At 68.2% G+C, this 20,977-nt stretch carries 19 protein-coding genes; 9 read left to right on the plus strand and 10 right to left on the minus strand.

All coding sequences use genetic code 11. The features are described 5' to 3' along the window. Positions 1–11: 11 nt before the first annotated feature. Positions 12–1,139 carry a 3,4-dihydroxy-2-butanone-4-phosphate synthase gene (ribB, locus tag D7Y11_RS11025; RefSeq protein WP_120574231.1) on the minus strand — a complete coding sequence of 376 codons (1,128 nt, stop codon included), beginning with the start codon at positions 1,137–1,139 and terminating at the stop codon, positions 12–14. Between the two features lie 214 nt (positions 1,140–1,353). Between ribB and D7Y11_RS11030 the strand changes: the two genes are divergently transcribed. Further along, the gene (locus D7Y11_RS11030; RefSeq protein ID WP_233596525.1) at positions 1,354–1,695 is read left to right on the plus strand and encodes a hypothetical protein; all 342 of its coding nucleotides are present in this window, start codon (positions 1,354–1,356) and stop codon (positions 1,693–1,695) included. After that, complete coding sequence (gene tmk, locus D7Y11_RS11035) at positions 1,692–2,348, plus strand: dTMP kinase (RefSeq protein WP_120574229.1); 657 nt, start codon at positions 1,692–1,694, stop codon at positions 2,346–2,348. Before D7Y11_RS11030 ends, tmk begins: the two co-directional genes overlap by 4 nt. On the opposite strand, the gene D7Y11_RS11040 is transcribed toward tmk, so the two are convergent. Further along, positions 2,311–3,603 carry an AMP-binding protein gene (locus D7Y11_RS11040; RefSeq protein WP_233607255.1) on the minus strand — a complete coding sequence of 431 codons (1,293 nt, stop codon included), beginning with the start codon at positions 3,601–3,603 and terminating at the stop codon, positions 2,311–2,313. The two genes, tmk and D7Y11_RS11040, sit on opposite strands and share 38 nt — an antisense overlap. A gap of 481 nt (positions 3,604–4,084) precedes the next feature. Between D7Y11_RS11040 and D7Y11_RS11050 the strand changes: the two genes are divergently transcribed. After that, complete coding sequence (locus tag D7Y11_RS11050; protein ID WP_306770429.1) at positions 4,085–4,819, plus strand: DUF6310 domain-containing protein; 735 nt, start codon at positions 4,085–4,087, stop codon at positions 4,817–4,819. A 1-nt stretch (position 4,820) separates the two neighbouring features. After that, entirely contained in the window at positions 4,821–5,579 is a 759-nt protein-coding gene (locus tag D7Y11_RS11055) for a DUF5953 family protein (RefSeq protein ID WP_120574227.1), read from the plus strand. Positions 5,580–5,763: 184 nt separating this feature from the next. On the opposite strand, the gene D7Y11_RS11060 is transcribed toward D7Y11_RS11055, so the two are convergent. Genes D7Y11_RS11060 through D7Y11_RS11090 form a run of 7 tightly spaced genes read right to left on the minus strand, consistent with a single transcriptional unit; the run spans position 5,764 to position 13,286 of the window. Then, positions 5,764–6,945: an ATP-grasp domain-containing protein gene (locus tag D7Y11_RS11060; RefSeq protein ID WP_126933648.1), complete on the minus strand. Its 1,182-nt coding sequence runs from the start codon at positions 6,943–6,945 to the stop codon at positions 5,764–5,766. A 3-nt stretch (positions 6,946–6,948) separates the two neighbouring features. Beyond that, on the minus strand, positions 6,949–8,304 hold the full coding sequence (locus D7Y11_RS11065; RefSeq protein ID WP_126933649.1) for a hypothetical protein: 1,356 nt from the start codon (positions 8,302–8,304) through the stop codon (positions 6,949–6,951). Between the two features lie 9 nt (positions 8,305–8,313). After that, positions 8,314–9,282: an isopenicillin N synthase family oxygenase gene (locus D7Y11_RS11070; RefSeq protein ID WP_126933650.1), complete on the minus strand. Its 969-nt coding sequence runs from the start codon at positions 9,280–9,282 to the stop codon at positions 8,314–8,316. A gap of 14 nt (positions 9,283–9,296) precedes the next feature. After that, positions 9,297–10,223, minus strand: a complete 927-nt coding sequence (locus D7Y11_RS11075; protein WP_126933651.1) for an ornithine cyclodeaminase family protein — start codon at positions 10,221–10,223, stop codon at positions 9,297–9,299. 14 nt (positions 10,224–10,237) lie between these two features. Then, on the minus strand, positions 10,238–11,467 hold the full coding sequence (locus D7Y11_RS11080) for an aminotransferase class I/II-fold pyridoxal phosphate-dependent enzyme (protein WP_199733711.1): 1,230 nt from the start codon (positions 11,465–11,467) through the stop codon (positions 10,238–10,240). Continuing rightward, positions 11,464–12,375 carry an alpha/beta hydrolase gene (locus D7Y11_RS11085; RefSeq protein ID WP_120574223.1) on the minus strand — a complete coding sequence of 304 codons (912 nt, stop codon included), beginning with the start codon at positions 12,373–12,375 and terminating at the stop codon, positions 11,464–11,466. The genes D7Y11_RS11080 and D7Y11_RS11085 overlap by 4 nt, the downstream gene beginning before the upstream one ends. After that, a complete protein-coding gene (locus D7Y11_RS11090) occupies positions 12,372–13,286 on the minus strand; it encodes a hypothetical protein (protein WP_126933652.1) in 915 nt (304 codons plus the stop codon). The genes D7Y11_RS11085 and D7Y11_RS11090 overlap by 4 nt, the downstream gene beginning before the upstream one ends. Before the next feature lie 321 nt (positions 13,287–13,607). Between D7Y11_RS11090 and D7Y11_RS11095 the strand changes: the two genes are divergently transcribed. From D7Y11_RS11095 to D7Y11_RS11110, 4 genes are all read left to right on the plus strand, one after another. Beyond that, positions 13,608–16,370 (plus strand): polyketide synthase, encoded by a 2,763-nt coding sequence (locus D7Y11_RS11095; protein WP_255431054.1) that lies wholly within the window; start codon positions 13,608–13,610, stop codon positions 16,368–16,370. A gap of 118 nt (positions 16,371–16,488) precedes the next feature. Beyond that, positions 16,489–17,016, plus strand: a complete 528-nt coding sequence (locus D7Y11_RS11100; RefSeq protein ID WP_158641923.1) for a YiiD C-terminal domain-containing protein — start codon at positions 16,489–16,491, stop codon at positions 17,014–17,016. After that, complete coding sequence (locus D7Y11_RS11105) at positions 17,004–17,972, plus strand: aldo/keto reductase (protein WP_158641924.1); 969 nt, start codon at positions 17,004–17,006, stop codon at positions 17,970–17,972. Before D7Y11_RS11100 ends, D7Y11_RS11105 begins: the two co-directional genes overlap by 13 nt. A gap of 4 nt (positions 17,973–17,976) precedes the next feature. After that, positions 17,977–18,981: an NADPH:quinone oxidoreductase family protein gene (locus D7Y11_RS11110; protein ID WP_120574218.1), complete on the plus strand. Its 1,005-nt coding sequence runs from the start codon at positions 17,977–17,979 to the stop codon at positions 18,979–18,981. Here D7Y11_RS11110 and D7Y11_RS11115 read toward each other — a convergent pair. Then, positions 18,974–20,128 carry an acyl-CoA dehydrogenase family protein gene (locus tag D7Y11_RS11115; protein ID WP_126933656.1) on the minus strand — a complete coding sequence of 385 codons (1,155 nt, stop codon included), beginning with the start codon at positions 20,126–20,128 and terminating at the stop codon, positions 18,974–18,976. The two genes, D7Y11_RS11110 and D7Y11_RS11115, sit on opposite strands and share 8 nt — an antisense overlap. Before the next feature lie 109 nt (positions 20,129–20,237). Between D7Y11_RS11115 and D7Y11_RS11120 the strand changes: the two genes are divergently transcribed. After that, a complete protein-coding gene (locus D7Y11_RS11120) occupies positions 20,238–20,975 on the plus strand; it encodes a molybdopterin-binding protein (protein ID WP_126933657.1) in 738 nt (245 codons plus the stop codon). Positions 20,976–20,977: the final 2 nt, after the last annotated feature.

Here is a 20,977-nt window from a genome sequence, read left to right on the forward strand (position 1 = left end):
CCGGGGTTTCGCTACTCCACGTCGAGCGACAGGCGCGACTCGATGGTGAGACCGAAGCCGGAGAGGCCCCGGTAGGTCATGTCCGTGTTGGACATCACGCGCATGGTGCTCACGCCCAGGTCGGTGAGGATCTGGCAGCCCATGCCCACATCGCGGGACTCGTTGGCCGCGCGGCTGACGGACGCGTTGCTGCCGTCGCCCGCGCGCTTGTGGTGGATGCCGAAGTCGTTGCCGTGCATGCCGGGCAGGTAGACGATGACGCCCGTGCCCTCGCGCGCGACGTTCTCCATCGCGCGGTCCAGCAGCAGGTTGCACTTGCAATCCGGTGACCCGAACACGTCGCCCAGGGCGCAGGCGCCGTGCAGGCGCACCAGCGGGGCGGGCTGGACCTTCGACGGGTCGCCCTTCACCAGGACGAGCGACTTCGCGCCGTCAGGCGTCCACGTGTAGGTGAGGGCGGTGAACTCACCGTGGCGGGTGCGCACGACGCTCTGGCCGGACTCACGGCGCACCAGGCGGTCCTTGCGGCTGCGGTACTCGATGAGGTCCGCGATGGTGACGAGCTTGAGGTCGTGCTCACGCGCGAACTGCTTGAGGTCCGGCATGCGCTGCATGGTGCCGTCGTCCTTCACCAGCTCGCAGAGGATGCCGGACGGCTGCAGGCCGGCGAGCCGCGCCAGGTCCACGGCCGCCTCGGTGTGGCCCGCGCGGCGCAGCACGCCGCCTTCGCGGTAGCGCAGCGGGAAGATGTGGCCGGGGCGCAGGAAGTCGTCCGCGGTGGTGTTCGGGTCGGCGAGCGCGCGGATGGTCTTCGTACGGTCGCTCGCGGAGACGCCGGTGGTGGTGCCGTGGCGGAAGTCCACGGAGACGGTGAAGGCGGTGCGGTGGGACTCGGTGTTCTCCGCCACCATCTGGGGCAGGCGGAGCGAGTCCAGCCGCTCGGCGAGCATGGGCTGGCAGATGATGCCGCTGGTGTGGCGGACCATGAACGCCAGCATCTCCGGGGTGGCGAGCTCGGCGGCCATGATGAGGTCGCCTTCGTTCTCGCGGTCCTCGTCGTCGGCGACGATGACGCACTTGCCAGCCTGGATGTCGCGGATGGCCTCCTCGATGGTGTTCAACTCGGAGTCACGGCTCATGTCGGGGGAACTCATCCTGCTGACGACGTGGAGAGGCATGGTTCGCGGCATGTAACGCGAGGGGGGTGGGGTGGCAAGCCATGCTCGGGGAGCGAGCGTGCGTCCGTTCAATGGCTGGGATGAGCGCAAGCTGTGACTGCGCGTCTGTGTAGGTGGGTGCTGCCCGGCGGACGACTCGACGGGCTGGGGCACGTGATGTAGGGTGCTCGGCTCCGTGAGCGCAGACATCCAGCAGGACAAGCGGGCCCGGTTCGACCAGTTGCAGGAGAGCCTGTCGACCCGCCAGAGCACCACCCACTTCACCCACGCGGGTGTGTCCGTCATCGCCTTCATGTTGATTTCAGGGGCGGCGGGGAAGCTGTTCTACGACTCGCTGCGCACGCCGCTCTTGGCCTGGGGTGCCGCGCTGCTGGCGCTGGGGCTGCTGGCGTACGGCTTCCTCAGCTACCGAAAGGGTCGCGCGGTGCTGGTGGAGGAGCTGCAGCAGTACGAGGCGCTGCTCGCGCTGCGCCGCGAGCTGCACCTGGACAACCCCGCCGCGCTCCTTCCCCGGTGAGCGCCGCCAGGAAGGTCGCCCTGCCGGGGCGATTCATCGTGCTGGAAGGCCTGGACGGAGCGGGCACCACCACGCAGACGGAGCGGCTGGCGTCCGCGCTGAGGGCGGACGGGCACGCGGTGGTGACGACGCGCGAGCCATCCGACGGTCCGGTGGGAACGATGCTGCGCCAGGCGCTCACGGGCCGCCTGGGCTTGCCGCAGGGCCGCGGGCCATTGGCGCAGGAGACCCTGGCGCTGCTGTTCGCGGCGGACCGGACGGATCACCTGCACGCGCGAGTGCTGCCGGCGCTGGAGGAGGGCAAGGTGGTGTTGTGCGACCGCTACGTGCTGTCCTCGCTGGCGTACCAGGGCGCGAGCCTGCCCATGGCGTGGGTGGACTCGGTGAACGCGCACGCGGTGTCGCCGGACCTGACGCTGTTCGTGGGCGTGGATCCGAAGGTCGCGGCGAAGCGCCGGGCCGTGCGCGGAGGCCCCGCGGAGCTGTTCGAAGCGGACGAGGCCCAGCGGCGGATCGCGAAGCAGTACCTCAAGGCCATCACGCTGCGCACGAAGCGCGAGCGCATCGTGCACATCGACGGTGAGCTGTCCGTGGAGGCCGTGACGGAAGCGTGCCTCAAGGAAGTGCGGCGGCTGCTCGCGCGCAAGCGCTGAGCCCCGGCTGTCGAGGGTGGGGTGCTCCCGCGACGCGGAAGCCGCGGACGAGCGTCCACAACAGCTCCAGCACGGAGCTGTCGAAGCAGATGCGGCTGACGGCGAGCCAAGTGCCCACGGGCGCCGCGCCAACCCGTGCGTCCATGGCGCTGAAGAAGTCCGCCACGCTCCGGTGCGTCACCCTCACGCCCTGGGGCCTGCCGGAGGCGCCGGATGCGTAGAGGACGTAGGCAGGGGCGTCCAGCGTCGTGCCCGCGCGCGGAGGCCCCATCACGTCCAGTTCGAACGCGTCCTCCGAGTCCAGCAGGACGGTGCACACGCCGTCCGTCGGCAGGTACTGGACCAGGCGGGACTCCGTGACGAGCACCCGAGCCCGTGAGTCCTCCATCATCGCGGCCAGCTGTTCCCGCGGGCAGTCCGGATCCAGCGGAACGAACGCGCCGCCTGCCTTGAGGATGCCGAGCATCGCCACCACCATGCGGGTGGGGCGCTCCACGCACAGACCCACGCGCACGTCCCGAGCGACGCCGTGCTCGCGCAGGTGCCACGCCAGCGCGTCGCTGGCCGCATCCAGCTGCGCATAGCTGAGCGTTTCATCTTCCGCCGCCACCGCGACCGCGTCCGGCGTGCGAGCCACCTGCGCGCGGAACTGCGCCGGCAGGCAACGCGAGTCATCCGGCGGCGTCGGGTCGTTCGATTCGGGGAGCAGCATGTACCGTTCGTCCGTGTCGAGCAGCGGCACGGCCATGGGAACGGGGAGCAAGGCTTCCTGCGCCCGGGCCGGCGGCGTCCAGTCCTCCGCGAGGGACGGCGGCACCATGTCCGTGGCCACCCAGTGGAGCTCACCCAGCTCTGGCGTCTCCGACGTGAGGCGCGGGGACATCTCGAGGATGCTGCTCGTCGTCAGCACGAAGCGCGCGCCGCAATCCCGAGCGATGGCAAGCAGCTGGGACAGGTCGCGGTCCAACAGGGAAGGATCCGGCGGGGAGCACGGCACCGCGATGGCGTCCACGTACAGACAGCCCATGAACCCCACGATGTACTCGTGGCCCGGAGGATACAGCAGCAGCACCCGTTCACCGGCCGCGTTCAGCGTCCGCAGCCACGTACCCAGTGCCCGTGCCCGGGTGTCCAGGTGCGAGAAGCTCCACTCCTCGGATGTGCCCTCTCCCAGTCGCTCCGCATGTGGATAGAGCAGGTCCGCCAGGTGGATGGTCGAGTGGAAGAGGTCTTCGGCGTTCTCCGCTGCATCCATGAACAAGCCCTCAAACGAGGAATAGCAGATAGTCACGGATGATGGCACATGGGTCTGACATCACCTTCGCGAACGGGGACGACGCACGCCGGAGCCAGCGGACGATCCAGGACGTTGACCGCCGCCCATCGGTTGTCAGGGCTCAGGTGGGCGTAGTGCATCGTCATTTCGATGGCCGTGAGGTGCTCTGTTCCACCGCAGGTGCGCTCCGAACACCATCGACGACTGCGCGTGCCGGCATCCTCCGGGCGGGCGAGCCTTGACCTCCAGCATCGCGCTTGATTGAAAGGACGTGATCCTGATGCGACTCCGAGCTTGCATCGCACTTCTGCTCGTTCTCTCGGCCTGCGCTACGTCGGCGCCGGGCCGAAATGAGCGAACGGTGCGGAACCCGAGGCTCGCCAACCTCCAGCGAGCAGCGAAGCTGCCGTGGACTGACGGGGGACAGTGCGTCGTCCGCGAAGCTTCCCAGCCTTGGCCCGTGCTGGTGGAGAAGTGCTACCGAACCCTCGACCATGACCGAATCGAGTTCCACGACGCCACGGGAAGATGCGCGATCGCCTCAGCGGATGCCGCAGCCGTGGGACTCGGTCTCTGTGTGCTGGCGGCTCCGGAGATTGCCGTGGGCGCCGTCATCGTGCTTGGCGTGGTGGTGGTCGGCGTCGCCATCAATGAAGCGATGGATGCATATGAACTCCGCCACTCCTATCCCGAGGAAGCAGGGGCCTCACAAGGAACGAAGGAGGCATCCCGGCTAGCTGAAGTGCAACGCAAGCCCAAGCTGAAGCCCGATCCAGCGGGGCAGGACTGGGTTCCCCCAGTGCCGCCCGATTCACCAGATCGCGAGCGCGATTCCGAGTGCAGGCCCATCCCGGTGCGGCATTTGGGCGGTAATGATCCACACAACGAATGCGCTGACAGGATTCCCAACAACAGCTTCCCCGGCTGGGATGTGCTCGTCAATGGGAAGAACTTTGATGGACTGGTGCTCACCAGTCGCACGCTGTGGGATGTCAAGACGGATGACTTTGAAAAACAGCCGCCACGCTCTCAGCGGTTCTTTGTCAGGATGAAGCTGCCTGAGCTGCGGCGCGAAGCCAGGCTCGCAAGGGACTGCGGGTACAACTTCGTCATTGGAGTGCGAAGTGCCGCGCATAAAGCGGTGCTGTTCGACGAAGATCCCACCCTGAAAGTTGTTGTCATGGATTGGTGTTGAAATGACGGCCGCTCATAGAACCCTCATCGTTATCGCCCACGCGCCTGCGCTCAAGGACAAGGATGTCCGCCCGGTCGCGGTTGTTCATGCCATGGAACGTGCGCTGCCCGGCTTGCGCTTGGGGTGGACGATGTCGGAAAAGGAAGGCCTCATCGCATTGCCTCAACGCGACGAGTGGCTCGCGGCCAACACGACAAACGGAGGGTTTCCGTTCCTCTGCAACGACGATGATAACCAGCCCGTGACGGTTGCCGGACTGGAAAACCCAAACGGTCTTGCCGCAGGGGGCCCGCCGCATTTTGAAATCCATGCGGACCTGCCACTAGACGCAGTCGGCATCGCGGGGGCTGTCGATGTGCTTGCAGGTGTAGCGGAGGGCGCTCACGCGGTATGGGGGCATGCGACGCCGAGCGGTTATGGTGGGATCGTGGCGCAACAGTTCCGGCATCCCGGTGATGAGCCGCACGTTCCGCCCCACGGACTGCCGTCGCTCAAGCTCCCATGGGACAGGTCCACGCCTGAGATTCCGCACTTTCTTGGGTGGCTGAACTACTGGTCTGCCGCTGCCGCACGGGCCGTCGGATTCCCAGACATGGCTCGGGATGCGGACCTGCTTTCACGGGCGCGGCGCACGGCATCGGGCGGGTGGGTCGTGCAGCTCACCGACGCGCCGCTCGATCTGGACAATCTCGCTCACGTGGACTCGCTCCTGCGGGCCTATGAGCGGTTTCCGGAGATCGGCGGACGTGCAGCGCCTTGACCCGGTTCAGAGGCTCAGCACGCCGCTCCGGCTGAAGGAGTTGATGCGGCAGGCGGGCGACGTTGGCGGAGTTGGGCATTCGCGCGCCCCGCGACGGCTGCGCGGTAAGGGCACGATTCTGCTGAGAGTTTCGCACCGCCCGGCGCGGCGTCGAATCCCACCGCCGCGCCGGAGAGCGCAGTGTCTACGCGGTCTCCAACACGAGCCGCTGGGTGACCTCGCTGCACACGGCTTGCGCCTGCTGCACGGTGTCCGCGTAGGCGAGCACATAGCCCGCGCGGTCCTCTGACTTCAGGGCCTGACGGACGGTGCCTCCCAGCTCCACCGCGAGCGAGATGTCCACCACTCCCGGCAGCCGCTTCAGCGCCAGCGCGCCGTTGATGCGCTTGAGCTTGCCGGGGGACGGGGTGAAGTACTGGATGGCCGCGCCGCCTCGGGGCACCGGATCCGCTTCCAGGGGCTTCAGCGTCCCCATGGCCCACTGGAGCGTCATGTCCAGCAGGTCATGCCCCGTGGTCAGCCGGACCAGGTCCCACAGGCGGTCGCCTCCCAGCCGCGTGTGCGTCTCCACGATGCGCGGGCCGCGCGCCGTGTACTTCAGCTCCGTGTGCGAGGGTCCATCCTTCAGTCCGAGCACGTCCAGGAAGCTGCGGATGAAGTCGCGCACCTCGCGGTCCCGCTCCGGGCTCATCGGCGCGGGGACCTGGTGCGCGACCTCCAGGAACGCGCTGCCGTTGGGGTCCGTGCTCTTCGTCTCTTCGTTGATGCCCAGGATGACGTGGCGGCCCGCGAAGGAGAAACACTCCACGGAGTACTCGGGGCCGTCCAGGTACTCTTCGGCGATCCATGACGCTCGGCCGTTCAGTACGCCCTCCAGGTCCGCGGCGGAGCGCACGAGCCGCACGTCGATGCTGCCCACTCCGTCCACGGGCTTCAGGATGAACGGATAGCCCTGGCGCTCGCCGAACGTGACGGCCTCTTCCCGCGTCTTCACCGGGGCCCACTGCATGGGCGAGAACCCGCCGGAGTCGAGCACCCGCCGCATGGTCGGCTTGTCGCGCGTCTTCTCCACCAGCTCCAACGGCGTTCCGGGCAGCCCCAGCGCTTCGTTGATGCGCGCGCAGGTGATGAGCGCCTCCTCCGCGACGGTGATGGCGCTCACGAATGGAGTCACCTCGTGCGCGGCCTTCAACATGGGGATGAGCGCCGGGTCGTCGTAGCTCATGAGGAGGACCCGGTCGGACTGCCGGTTCACGTGATCATCGGACAGCCCCGGCTGCTGGATGACCAACGGCCGCAGGCCCAGCTGCCATGCCCGCTCCGTGATGAACTGCCTCGCGCCCAGAAGGATGAGGTTCGCCGCCATGGTTCATGCACTCCTTGCAGTGACGTCCTCCGCGCGGCCTCGCGCGTGACGGATGAAGGCCTGGCGTCCTTCCTCGGAGACGACGAACGCCCACCCCAGCTTGCCTCCACTGGTAATGTTCACCACCTTCGAAGTGCGGCTGCCGCGCACCAGGAAGCCATTGGGCTCTCCGCCGTAGGAGTAGAAGCCCAGCACCAGCCGATACTCCGCCGGGGCTGAGTCACCGGCCGCGCGCAGCCGGACGGTCTCAGCTTCCACGACGTGCTGGCAGATCCACCGCTCGATGCCCGGCTCGCGCAGCTTCTGCTCCAGCACGTCCGCGGGCCAGTCCACCCCCATCAGCACGCCGCTGCCGCCGTAGGAGCTGCTGTCGTCGATCTTGAACACCCACCCGGTCTTGTCTCGCAGCGCGTCCGCCAGGTTCTCCTCCGACAGGGAGAAGGCGTGGGGCAGGTACCTCTTAATGGCGGCCACCTCCTCGTCGCTGAAGAGCGCGTGGTGGCCCGGTTCGCACAGCAGCGCGAGGAACCGCTTGCTCATCCGCAGCTCCGGTTCGAAGCCGTTGGTGAGCACCGCGCCGCTCGCCCAGAGCTTCTCCAGGAACGCGAAGCCGTCGGTCACCTCTTCGTAGGTGAACATGCGGTGGATGAGCGTGCGCTCGCCCTCCTCACGCGTCAGCCAGGCCTCCGGGTAGCGGACCTCGTCGAGGATGTGGACCGGTATGCCCGGGTTCAGCTCCTCCAAGTACCGCTTCAGGTAATCCTGACGCGGATACCCCAGCTGCGCGTGGCCGGTGGAGTCGAGGATCACCACCCGGCGCAGGTCCCGCTTGCGGCACTCCTCCGCGTACAGCACGGCGAGGTCCCTCAATGGGCTGTTCATCAACCCGGCCTTGGGGAAGCCCAGTGCTTCCGTGGCCGCGCGGGAACCCTCGTAGGCTTCGCCTCCTCCCACGCCGGGGAAGATGTTGAACTCGCAGAAGAAGTAGCCCTGCCGCGTCGGCACGACGTCCATCCGGCCAATCGTCGCGTCGCCGTGGCGCAGGTTGTCCCAGTGGATGAAGTCCACGAGCCGCCGGGGCATCCGCAGCAGGTCCAGCAGGCCTTCCCGCGAGCGCGTGTCGATGAGGTGGCCAATGAGCTTCAGCTGCGCGGAGAGCAGGTGACGGCACGCACGGCTCAGCTCCTGGAACTCCGCTTCGCTGAAGAGGAGCGGGTGCGCGAACTGGCTCTTCTCGTACATGGGCGAGTCCAGTTCGTGGATGGCGGCGATCGTGCTCGCGTGCGCCCTGGCATCACGCTCGGGCGACCATCCTTCCTCCAGGGCGTCGAGGAACGCTTCGTTGAATGCACCGATCATGGGTGGGCCTCAGGAGCGTCCGGCGTCGTCGACACCGAACAGCGCGTTCATCTTCTGGAGGGAGAAGGCCTTGTAGACGACGGGCTCGTACTTCGCGGGCGTGTCCTTGCAGAACTTCGGGAAGCACTCGATGAGCGCGTCGTCGTTGGCGAGCTTGAAGAACGCCAGGGACTGACGCTCGCCTCCGGACAGGACGACCCGGTGTGGCGTGGACACGTATTCGTCATTGGACCAGCGGGCCATCAGGTCACCGATGTTGACGATGAGGTGATCCCGCCGCTCCAGCGTGGGCGTGATCCATGCGCCCCCGCGCTCCTTCACCTGGATGCCAGGGCCCGTCTGCGCCAGGACCGTCAACAGCGTCCCGTCCGTGTGCTCGCCCATGCCCTGGTCGTTGATCAGCTCCGGGCTGAGCGTTGGGTAGAGCAGGGAGCGCAGCGAGTCGGTGGACGCGGAGGTCTTCTTCGCGAAGAAGTCCCGGGGCAGGTCCAACGCGATGCTGAACAGCTCCGTGAGCCGGGCCGTCAGCGCCTCGCACTCCCGGAAGTGCGCCTTGAGCGCCGCGCGCAACCTCTGGCCCTCCGCGTCCTCGCTGAACGGCAGGTTCGCGCTGTCGTCCTCGATGAGCCGGCCCACGCTGAACTTCTCCACGTAGTCGCTGGGGAGCCCCTTGCGGCCCATGTACGCGTAGGCGTTCTCCTCCAACATGCCGCTGTAGCCGTAGGGCGTGTAGTCGTCCGCGGCCATGGTGAAGCCGGACTTCAACCGGCACTGGTTCTTCGCCTCGAGCGGCAGGCGGAAGAACGCCCGCGAGAGGCCATAGGCATCCTCGAAGACCGATGGCGCGATGCCGTGACCGCTCAGGGTGAAGAAGCCCACCTGCTTGCAGGCCTGGTCGATCTCGAACGCCGCACGGCGCTCGGCTTCGGACCCTGGCGTCGCGGACGTCAAATCGATTCGCGGCAACTCCTTCATCATGTGCTCCTCCAGGTTCAATGGCTCAGCTCGTGTTCACGCAGCACGTGCGCGACCGTGAGGACGTCCAGGAAGGCGTGTCCCGTCGAGCTGAAGACGGTGCGGCTCGAGCGCAGGGGACCACTGTCCCTCCGCACGAGCTGCCCCAGGGTGATGGCGTTGGCGTGCACCGGCCCGGCTTCCGCGAGCGCGGTGGCCAGGTCCTCGACGATCACCGTCGACGTGCACAGCAGTTCGAGCGGCACCTCCCGGGCCTCCACGGTGTGACCGCCCATGCAGTTGATGTGCACGCTGGGGGAGAGGCCTTCGAAGCTCCCCAGCGGCGTCTTCGACGACGTCGCGGTGCCAATCACGTCCGCACCCCGGAGGGCCTCGTCGAGGGACGCGCAGGCGGCGACGTGCACCACTTCACCCAGGGACGCGCGCAACTCCGCGGCGAACGCGTCGCGCCGGGCCGGGTTCCTCGCCCAGAGCCGCACCTCCTGGATGGGACGGACCGCGCGGACCGCCAACACCTGTTGCCGGGCCTGCGCCCCGGTGCCGGCCACCGCCAGCGTCCGGGCATCCGTTCGCGCGCAGAAGTCCGTGACGAGCGCGGACACGGCGGCGCACTTGAGCTCCGTCACCGCCGCGCCATCGAGCAGCGCGAGCAGTTCTCCCGTGCGCGCGGAGAACGCCGCCACCACGCCGTTCATGGTGGGCAGCGGATCCGTGGCTGACCGCTCGAAGAGGGTCGCCACCTTGTTGATGTAGAGGCTCAGGTGCTCCGACACGGCCGGCATCGACACGAACGCGGCGTGCCGGGAAGAGGAGGGGACCGCGACGCGCAGCGGGACCTGCATGCGCTCATGCAGGCCCTCCGTGAGCGCCGCCTCCAGCTCGCGCACGAGCCGGGGCAGGCTGCCGAGCGCGGTGACGACATCGTGGGATAGGAAGGCAGCCATCGCGCGCTCCCCGCCTACAGCGTCGCGAGGACTTCCTTCAGGTGGCCGATGAACGCCTGGACCTTCTCCGTGGGCAGGTCGCCGCGCAGCATGAGCCGGATGCCCGCCTTCCCCACGGGCACGATGGGGAAGAAGACCGCGGAGCAGTAGAAGCCTCGCTTGTAGAGTTCACGCGAGAGCTTCACGGCCTTGTCCTGTTCGCCCACCTCCACGACCTTGATGTGCAGGCCGTCGCCGCGCTGCTCGGTCTGGATGTGTTCGTCGAACAGGGCGATGTTCCGGCGGAGCTGCTCCTGCCGCTTCGCCAGCTCCGGGCTTCGATGCACCTGGATGCTTCCCATGGAGGTTCCGATGGCCGCCGTCCGCAGGCTCTGGGACCAGCCCATGGGGCCCGTCCGGTAGAGGAAGTCGTAGTGCTTGCGGGAGCCGAGCATCGCGATGCCGCCCGTGCTGCCGAACGCCTTGGCGATGGAGGCAATGATCAACGTGCGGTCGTTCATCTCACGCAGCCGCGAGCGGATGTAGCCCTCGCCGTTCTTCCCCTGCGTGGAGAGCGAGTGCGAGTCGTCGAGGTAGAGGAAGAGGCCGTACTTCTCCTGGAGCGTGAGCAGCGCCTGGAGGTCCGTCGCGCCGCCGGTGGAGTAGACGCCGTCGCACACGTACGCCACGCGCGGATACTTCCGGCAGACGTCCTCCAGGTAGTTCATGTCGTTGTGCGGGCAGTTCAGCACCCGCGTCTCGTCCGCGACGATGGGCTTCACGAACGCCATGGAGAAGTGCGCGAACTTGTCGAACACCATCACCAGGGGCTCACTGTCCGTCAGGTGCCCCGACCCGAGCACCGGCAGGATGGCCGCCGTGAGCGCGCTGGAGGTGACGGCGGGCAGCACCGGCCCCCCGAAGAGGTCCGCGAGCTGCTCCTCCAGCTGTTCCATCAGGCCCAGCCGGATGCGGAACTCCGCCATCGACAGGCCGGTGATTCCCTCGCGCTTCAGCGCGTCGATGCCGCCCTGGATGACGTCCGGGTGGCTGTTGAGCCCCAGGTAGGAGCAGGAGCACAGGTTGGCGAACTCGTGCCCGGTGTCCACCTCGCGCAGGCGGTTCTGGCCGTCCACCGCCTCCACGCGGATGTTGAGCATGTTCGACTCCCGGGCCACGGCCCAGGCGCTCTCGCTCGCGGGGATCATCTTCTGGTTGTTGCGGTGCAGGTGCGGACCCATCACCGCGTCGTTGGGCGTCGTCACTTCCGCGCTCCCGTCTTGTCGGTCACGAACTGGCCGATGCGCTGAAGCGCCTCGCGGCCGCTGCTGAGGCGGTGGAAGTGCAGGTGCCAGACGTGGACCATGTCGGGCCACTCCTCGAACGTGACGTCCACGCCCTGGGCCTGGGCCTTCTTCGCCATCGCCTGTGAGTCGCTGAAGAGCAGCTCCCGCTCGCCCACCTGGATGAGCAGGGGCGGGAAGCCGGTGAGGTCCGCGTGGATGGGCGAAATCGTGGGCTGCCGCGCGTCCTGGCCGTTGAGGTAGTGCCGGGCGACCTCCTCCACCACCTTGCGCTGGACGAGCGCGTCCGCCTTCTCGCGCGACGTGTAGCTGTCGCCGTGGATGCCCAGGTCGAACCAGGAGGAGATGCACACCAGGGCGCCCGCGAGCGGAAGCCCCTGGGCCCGTGCGTTGACCTGCATGGAGACCACCAGGCCGCCACCCGCGGAGTCTCCGGCGATGGAGATGTGGCCCGGCTTGAACCCACGCTCCAGCAGCCAGCGGTACGCGCTGGTCGCGTCATCCAGCGCGGCCGGGTAGGGGTGCTCCGGTGCCCGGCGGTAGTCGAGCTGGAGCACCCGGCAGCGAGCCTGCCGCGCCATCTCCGCGGCCATGTGCCCATGGCTCACGAGCGAGCCGAAGACGAAGCCGCCGCCGTGCAGGAAGAGCAGGGCGCGGTCCTGATCGCACTCTGGTGGCGTGAGCCACTGGGCACGGATGCCGTTCACGCTGACGGGCTCCACTCCGATGTCCGTGGCGACGGGCAGCCCGAGCGAATCGTAGTGGACCCGTGCCGCTTCATAGCCGTCCGGCCAGGGCCGGGCGTCCAGGTACGCGAGCAGGTCCTTCATCTCCGCCGCGTTGCGCTCCGCGTGCTGTCTCGAGGTCATGCCCGCACCTCGATGACGTTCGGGTACGGGTTGAGCTCGCCGCTGACGAAGCGGGTGATGTTGGCGTCGTCCTTGTGGTTCGTCGCCTTCTCCAGCGACAGGCCGTAGTAGTCGTACCAGCGCCTGAGGTCGTCGGTGCCCGCGACCTGGTACTCGACGTGGCGGATGGGGCGCTTCGCGGCCTTGCTCGCGTCGGTGAGCGACGGCTGGGTGGCCGCATGGGCGAGCCCGCCCACCACCTCGTTGTGGAGGACGATCATCACGATGTCGTTCTCCAGGTCGAGCTTCAGCGCGAACGAGTAGTCGCGAAGGATCTCCTCGGAGAACTCCGCCTTCACGGCGACGTTGTAGTTGTTGGGGATGTTCTCGATGAGCGAGCGCGGATCCAGGCCCTTGTCCTGGCAGAAACGGCGCGTGTCGCAGATCATCGGCATGCCGCCGCTGATGTTCTGGTTGGGGCCGTAGAGGTTCGCGATGAACGGCGTCGCCGAGTCGAAGTGGACGCACTTCGTGGTGACGAACTCGCGGCTCTCCGTGTGGTCGCTGTTGGGCGTGAAGTTCCGGTTCTTGTTGAACCCGTCCACGTCCATCTTCGCCACGCGGTCGTAGGAGATGGGCGTGGGGCTGTAGCGGGCCAGATCGAAGCGCGGCGCGATCGCCCGGAAGACGCCCTCCAGGTAGTCGCGGGCCAGCGCGGCGCCGGACTCGGTGTGGATGTCCAGCCCGCGATCCGCGAGCAGCTTGTTCACGCCGAACACCACCGCGAACCCGTTCTTCTTCTCCACGGCCTCCACCACGGCGTCGAGCAGCGCGCCAGCAGGAGCCGCCGAGAGGCCTTCTCCCAGGTCCGCCGGGAAGGTGGAGACATTGATGAACGAATCCTTGAGACGGCTCGGATCGAGTCTTTTCATGGTCTGTCCAGGGGATGAGGGAGATGGGGCGGCAGCCAATGGCTGATCAATGGGCCGCGATGTCTGTCTTGATATACTGATGCGAAATCCTGGAGTCAACCCGCCCTGGAATTTGCCGTTGGTGGTGTTTTGGATGGGGCGCGCAGCTTGAGAGGGTATCACCCGCTATCAAGGCCCGGAACGACGCTCACAGGAGGACGGCGGCGTCTCTCTGGGGCAACCCTTTACATGCGTCGGGTAGGATTTCGCTGGGTCGGCAAGGATGTGTGTGATTCGGCTGGTCGTGGACGCATCTGGATCATGGCCTTACATTGAATGGCAATGCGGAGAGGAAAACTGGATGGGGTCGCGCCGGTGGCGATCTCTGGTTTTGCGTTTGCGTTGCCTGGCGCTCGCACACTCGATGAGCTGGCGGAGGTGCTTCACGGGGGGAAGACGACGTATGGCCAGTGGCCGGAGGAGCGCATTCCCCGGGCCCTGTATCTGGAGCCTTCATCGTCCGTGGGCGTGGCGCGGACCTCCACGCTGCTGGGTGGCGTCGTGGAGCCGTCGAAGGTTCCGCACCGGTGGGTGGTGGAGACGGCGCACCAGGCCCTGGCCTCGGCGGGGCTGGAGCCTGGCTCGCTGGGTGGGCAGCCCGTGCCGGTGTTCCTCGCGCATTCACGCGGTGGCGGCCACGGGCTCTACGACGCCGCGGTGCTGGCCGTGGCGGGCCAGCTCCAGCCGTATCTCGTGCACGGCGCGCATCCGAACGAGTTCTCCCATCAGGAGCTGACGGACCTCACCCGGAAGGTGCGCCAGTCGCTCCGGGACTCGTTCGGGCCGGACTTCGTGGAGGACCCGAGGGAGCGCGCCATGCATCGGCTCGCGAGCGCCATCGCGGAGGCGCTGGGCACCACGGAGAAGGCGCTGCTCGTGGATGGGAACTGCACCGGCGGTCTGGCCGCGATCGAACTGGCGGCGCGGGAGCTCGCGAAGGGGGCGCCGTGGGCCATCGCGGGCGCGCTGTCCTACGTCGACACGGTGAACCAGGTCCTCTATTCGAACTCACGCCTCCTTTCGTCCGAGGGCTGCTTCCCGTTCGCCCAGAAGGGGAACGGCACGGTCATCTCCGACGGCGTGGTGCTGTTGGTGCTCACGAGCCTGGAGCGGGCCGTCCAGGAGCGGCTCCCCATCCACGGGGTGATTCGTGGCGTCGGCGGGGCGAACGACGGCGCGGCTGAGGCGTACATGCTGGTCCCGAATCCACGCGGCCACGGGCTGGCCGTGGAGCGTGCGCTCGACCAGGCAGGCGTGGAGCCTCGGGAGCTGGGGGTGATCCTCGCGCACGGCACGGGGACGCGGGCCGGTGACGCCGTGGAGGCGAAGGTCTTTGATCGCGCACTGAAGGCGCACGGGGAGGCGGCTCAACCCGCGTCGCCGGTGCCCGTGATGTCGATCAAGGGGAACCTGGGGCATGCGAAGGAGGCTTCAGGGCTGGCGAACCTGATCGCGCTGCTTGCCCTGTTCGAGTCCGGGGCCATTCCGGGCCCGGTGCATGGGGACAAGCCCCGGAGCCTGCTCGAAGCGGGAGGGCTCATCGAGGTCGAGAAGACCGCCCGGTCGTGGCCAGCGGGCGAGCAGCCGCGCATCGGAGGCGTCAGCGCCATCGCGAGCGGAGGCCAGAACTACCACGCGGTGGTGGAGGACCGGCCTTCCCCTGCGCGAGCCCAGGCGTTGCTGCGAGGTACGCGGAGGCGCCTCGCGAGGAGCGACGAGCCCATCGCCATCGTCGGGATGGCTGGTGCGTTCGCGGATGCTCCCGACCTCGCCACGCTGTGGACGAACCTGCTCCATGGACGCCGGGCCTTCCGGAGGCTGCCGTTCGGGCTCGGGGCGCCGCTGGACCTGGACGCGTCGCGCTTCACGGGCAACGCCAGCCAGTACGACGAACGGCCGGCCGACATCCTCCGGCATGATCCGCTCCACTACCTGCTGGTGGACCTGGCGCGAAGCGCGGCTGCGAAGGTCTCCATCGAACGGGGAAGCAACATCCCGGTGGTCGTCTCCGCGGAGCACTGCAGCGAGTACGGTCTGCTCCAGGTCGCCGCTGCACGTCTGCCGGAGTTGGAGGAGCACCTCCAGCGCGTGTTGCGCGAGACGGGGAAGGACCCCAAGGGCGTGGCCCGGACCGTGCGCGCGGCGATGAAGCGCCTGTCGATCGACCTGCCGGAACTGTGGGCAGGCAGCCTGTTCAATCTGTCTCCCAGCTTCATGGCGGCGAGGATTGCCCGAGCGTTCGACCTGACCGGACCGACCTGCGCCATCGAAGCCGGAGGCGCGGCGGCGTCCATGGGTGGCCTGGAGGTCGCATGCGGCCGGTTGTCGTCGCGTGATGCGGACGCGGTGTTCTGGGCGACCGCGGACATGCGGCTCGGAGTCACGCGCATGGCCGACGAAGGCGCGATGGGACTCCTGTCCCAACGGGACACACCGACCGTGTTCGACACGGCCTCCGACGGATATCTGCCTGGAGAAGGCGCCACGGTGTGCCTGCTGCGGCGTTTGTCGGATGCGCGGGAGCGGGGGGAGCCGGTGCTCGGGATCATCCGTGCGGTCGGGAGTGCGTTCGGAACGCCCGAGGAACACGGGCTCGTCTCCGAGCCCGCGATGAGCCTGGCCATCCGGCGCGCCTGGTCACGGTGTGACGTGTCGGCGGACGCGCTCGCGTTCGTGGAGTGCTTCGGCAGTGGGCATCCCGCCAGCGACCGCGCGGAGCTTGCGGCCCTGGGGCGGACGCTCGGTGCCGCGCGCGCCAGGCCGCTGCCCCTGGGAGCAGTCACGCCGAACATCGGTCACACCGGTGCGGCCGCCGGAGCCGCGAGTCTGATGAAGGCGCTTTTCACGCTGGCCGCGAAGCGGTTGCCGGCGACCCTGGGCGTGACGGCTCCGCTCGTCGGTGCGGCCGACAACCTCCGCGTCCTCACGGAGCCGCGAGAGCTGAAGGAGGCGCGCTTCGCGGGCGTCAACGCGGCGGGAAGCGGAGGCACCCACTACCACGTCGTGCTCGAAGCCGGGCCCGACCTTCAGGCGCCGGGAACATGAGCCTCCACGCGAACGAGGAGCAAAGCGCCTCATGCATCAAGTCCTGGGAGGCGGCGTGGTTCCATCTGGAGACAGTGCTTCCCGCGCAGGGCACGACACTGTTCAGGAGGAACTGGCCGTGAACAGGCCGCCCCTTGAGGCTCGGGAGGATGTCCTGGTGCGGCTGGCCATGGAACTCCATGCACGGATCCCGATGACGAAGTTCCTCGGGATCCACTTCGAGGCGTTCGAGCCCGGACGCATCGTGCTCGCTGCGCCGCTGGGGCCTTCGCTCAACCACCGGGGGACGGCCTTCGGTCCAGGGGTGTTCACCTCCGCGGGGCTTGCGCCCTGGTTGTTGCTCGTTCGAGCCGCGTGGGCGGAGCGGCTCGCCGTGCAGATCCTCCTTCGCCGCTGTGAGTTCGCCATCCACCGGCCCATCACCGGCGACTACCGGGCCCGCTGTGACACGTTGCCCGCGCTGGAGGCCGACACGCTTCGTCAGGGCGGCAAGGTGCGGCTCACGGCGACGTCGCAGGTTTGCATCGACGAGGGCGAACCCGCCGCGACCTACACGGCGCACTTCACGTTGCTGGGCCAGCCTGGTTCGTCCGGTGCGGGGGAGGGGGACCTGGCGTTGCCCTTTCCGGAGGCGTGGCGGACGTGATCTACCGCAAGCTGGGCGGCATCGACGTGTCGGTCTTCGCGCTGGGGGCGGCCAACTTCGGAGGCATCGGGAGCTCCCGGAAGCTGCTGGGCCAGGGGGAGACCGAAGCCGAAGCACATGCGCTCCTGGATCGCGCGGTGGCGCTGGGGATCAACCTCATCGACACGGCGGGCACCTATGCGGACGGAGCCAGTGAGGCCATCATCGGCGCGTGGCTGGCGTCGCGCGGCGCCTCGATGCGGGACCGGGTGCTCATCTCGTCCAAGGTGGGCCTTCGCGGCGGGCTCGGGCGGAAGCACGTGTTCGCGGAGGTGGACCGGTCGCTCGCGCGGCTCCGCGTCGACACGCTCGACTTCTATCTGGCGCATGTTCCGGATCCGGCCACGCCGTGGGACGACGTCCTGGACACCTTCCAGTCCCTCGTGAGGGCGGGCAAGGTCCGACGCTTCGGCTTGTCGAACGTGACCGCCAGCGACCTCTGGCGCTGTGCTGCTCCGCGCTCGGGCGGCCCGGTGGGATTCGGCTGGGTCCAGAACCGCTTCAACCTGCTTGAACAGGATGACGCACAGAACGGCGTACTGGAGTCCTGCGCGAAGCTGGGGCTCCAGTACACGCCCTATTCGCCGCTGGCGGGCGGCCTTCTGAGCGGAAGGTACTCCATCGCGGGTGACATTCCGGAAGGCACGCGCATCGGACAGCGCAGGGACCTCTACGCGAAGGCCTGGACTCCGGAGAACGCGGCCCGCGTCGAACAGCTCAAGATGAAGGCCGCAGCCCACTCTCTGTCCCCGTCGGGCCTGGCCACCTGGTGGTTGGTGCACTGTCCCTTCGTGACGTCGATCCTCGTCGGCGCGCGCAGCCCGGAGCAGCTCGAACAGCTGGTGACCGAAGCGTCGGACCTGCCCGCGAACGACGACCTCTGGCGAAGCCTCTCGGCCCCTTCCATCCAGGAGTGATGACATGCGCGCAATCGTCTGCGGGACGTGGGGCGGGCCCGAGCAGCTCACCCTCGCGGAGGTCCCCGCGCCTGTTCCGAAGCCCGATGAAGTGATGATCGACGTGCACGCCTGCAGCGTGAACTTCGCCGACCTCCTCATGATTGGAGGGACCTATCAGACCCGGCCCGCGCTGCCCTTCGTCCCAGGCCTGGAGGCAGCGGGCACCATCGCCAGCGCCCCCGAAGGCTCGGGCTTTCAACCCGGAGACCGCGTCGTGGCCATCCTGTGGCACGGGGGCTATTCCGAGCAGGCAGTGGCCTCCGTGAAGGAGACCTTCCTGCTGCCGGCGGGCGTCTCCTTCGACGTCGCCGCCGCGCTGACCAGCGCCTACGTGAGCACCGCCCTGGCGCTGATCCGCGTCGCCCACCTGAAGCCGTCGGAGGTGCTCCTCGTGCTGGGCGCCAGTGGGGGCGTGGGGCTCGCGGCCGTGCAGTTGGGCAAGGCGCTGGGGGCCATCGTCATCGCGGTCGCGAGCACTCCGGACAAGCTCGCCATCGCTCGTGAAGCGGGCGCGGACCACGTCATCAGTCACGCTGACGGAGATTGGAAGGAGCAGGTCCTCTCCGCCGCGGGGGCCTCCGGTGTGAGCGTCTGCTTCGATCCGGTCGGTGGTCCGCTCTTCGACCCGGCGCTCTCGACGCTGGGGTGGGGAGGCCGCTACGTGCTCGTGGGCTTCGCCGCGGGACAGGCCCCGAGCATCCCCGCGCACAGGTTGCTCGTGAAACACCGCGCGGTGCTGGGGTCGTCGCTGCGCTACTTCCGCTACCACGACCCGGCGGCGCTCCGCGAAACCATGGAGCAGCTCTTCGCCTGGTACGCGCAGGGCCGCATCCTCCCGCGCATCACCCTCCGGTTGCCCCTGGATCGGACCGCCGACGGCTTGCTCACCCTCGCGGAGCGACGCGCCATCGGCAAGGTCGTGGTCCACGTCCGTGAAGGCCGGGACGCTCCGCCCGGCGCTATGTGAACGAGCGGGGCAGCCCGAGGACGTGCTGGCTGATGTATGACAGGGCCATGTTCCGGCTCACTGGGGCGTTGATGAACAGGCGCACCTCGCGGAACTTGCGCTCCACGTCGTACTCCTCGGCGAAGCCGTAGCCGCCGTAGGTGTCCATGCAGGCGTTGGCGGCCTCCCAGGCGGCTTCGGCGGCCAGGTACTTCGCCATGTTCGCTTCGGCCCCGCAGGGCTGGTGCCCGTCGAAGAGCGTCGCGGCCTGCTCCGTCAGCAGGTTCGCGGCCGTGAGCGCCGTGTGCGCCTTCGCGATGGGGAACTGCACGCCCTGATTGGCTCCGATGGGCTTGCCGAACACGGAGCGCTCCTGCGCATAGGTGACGGCCTTCTCGATGAACCAGCGGCCATCCCCGATGGCCTCCGAGGCTACGAGCACGCGCTCCGCGTTCATTCCATCCAGGATGTACGAGAAGCCCTTGCCCGCTTCGCCGATCAGACCCTCGACGGGCACTTCGACGTTCTCGAAGAACAGCGCGTTCGTCGCATGGTTGAGCATGGTCCGGATGGGCCGGACCTCCATCCCCTGCGTCTTCCGCAGGTCGAGCAGGAACACGCTCATCCCGTCCGTCTTCTTGCGCACCTCCGCGCGGGGCGTCGTCCGCGCGAGCAGCAACATCAGGTCGGACTGGAGCACGCGCGAGATGAAGATCTTCTGCCCGTTCACGACGTAGCAGTCGCCGCGCCGGACCGCCGTCGTCTCGATGGCGGTGGTGTCCGAGCCCGAGTTCGGCTCCGTCACAGCGAACGCCTGGAGCCGCAGCCGGCCCGCGGCGAGCTCCGGGAGGTATCGCTGCTTCTGCTCCGCGGAGCCGTGCCGCAAGAGCACGTTCATCACGTACATCTGCGCATGACACGCGGACGCATTCCCACCGAAGTGGTTGATCTCCCCCAGCACGACCGCCGCTTCGCGCAGGCCCAGCCCCGCGCCGCCGTACTCCGCGGGGATGAGCGCGGCCAGCAGCCCGGCCTCCGTGAGGGCCTTGACGAAGTCGTGAGGGTATTCACGCTCCGCGTCGAGGGTGCGCCAGTACTTCGGAGGGAAGCGGTTGCACAGGGCACGCACGGACGCGCGGATCGCGTCCCGGGTCTCGGTGGAGTCCATGCGCGCAGGATGTCCGTCCCCCCTTGCTGACTCCAGGACAGCAGGGGTCCGGGACAGCGCACCGCGTGAGTCCACCCCCGGGGTCCGTTGGAGTAGACTCCCCGGTTCCATGGAGCGGACCGGCGCGGCGGCGATCATCATTGGCAACGAGGTCCTCACCGCGAAGGTGAAGGACGAAAATGGCCCCCACCTCATCCAGCGGCTGCGGGAGTTGGGCATCCCGCTCGTCTCGGTGGAGACCATCCTGGACGACGTGGACGCCATCGTGGACGCGGTGTCCCGCGCCCGGCGCAAGGCCCGCTACGTCTTCACCAGCGGCGGCATTGGCCCCACCCATGACGACGTCACCGTGCGCTCGGTGGCGCTCGCGCTGGGCCGGCCCGTGGTGCGCCTGCCGGAGATGGTGTCGGCCATCCAGGCCCGCGCGGGCACGTCGCCCGTGACGCCGGAGTCGCTGCGCCTGGCGGATGCGCCCGAGGGCGCGGTGCTCCTGGCCCAGCCGGGCATGTGGTTCCCCGTGCTGACGGTGGGGGACATGTTCCTGCTGCCTGGGGTGCCGCAGCTCTTCCGGCTGCAGCTGGAGACGGTGCTCTCACGGCTGAGCGGCACGCCGGTGCACCTGGTCAACCTGTACTTCAACCTGGGCGAGAGCGCCCTGGCCGCCGTGCTGGACCGCGTGGCGCTGGACATGCCCCACGTGGCCATCGGCTCCTATCCCGTGTTCGACGCGGCCATGGACTACCGCGTGAAGGTCACGGTGGAGGCCCCGGAGCGGGCCCACGTGGACGACGCCGTGGGCCGGCTGCTCGCGGGGTTCCCGGCGGACTCGCTGGTCCGCCGGGAGTAGCG

Origin of the sequence: Corallococcus sp. AB018, from assembly GCF_003986945.1 — a bacterium.
GTDB lineage: Bacteria > Myxococcota > Myxococcia > Myxococcales > Myxococcaceae > Corallococcus > Corallococcus exiguus.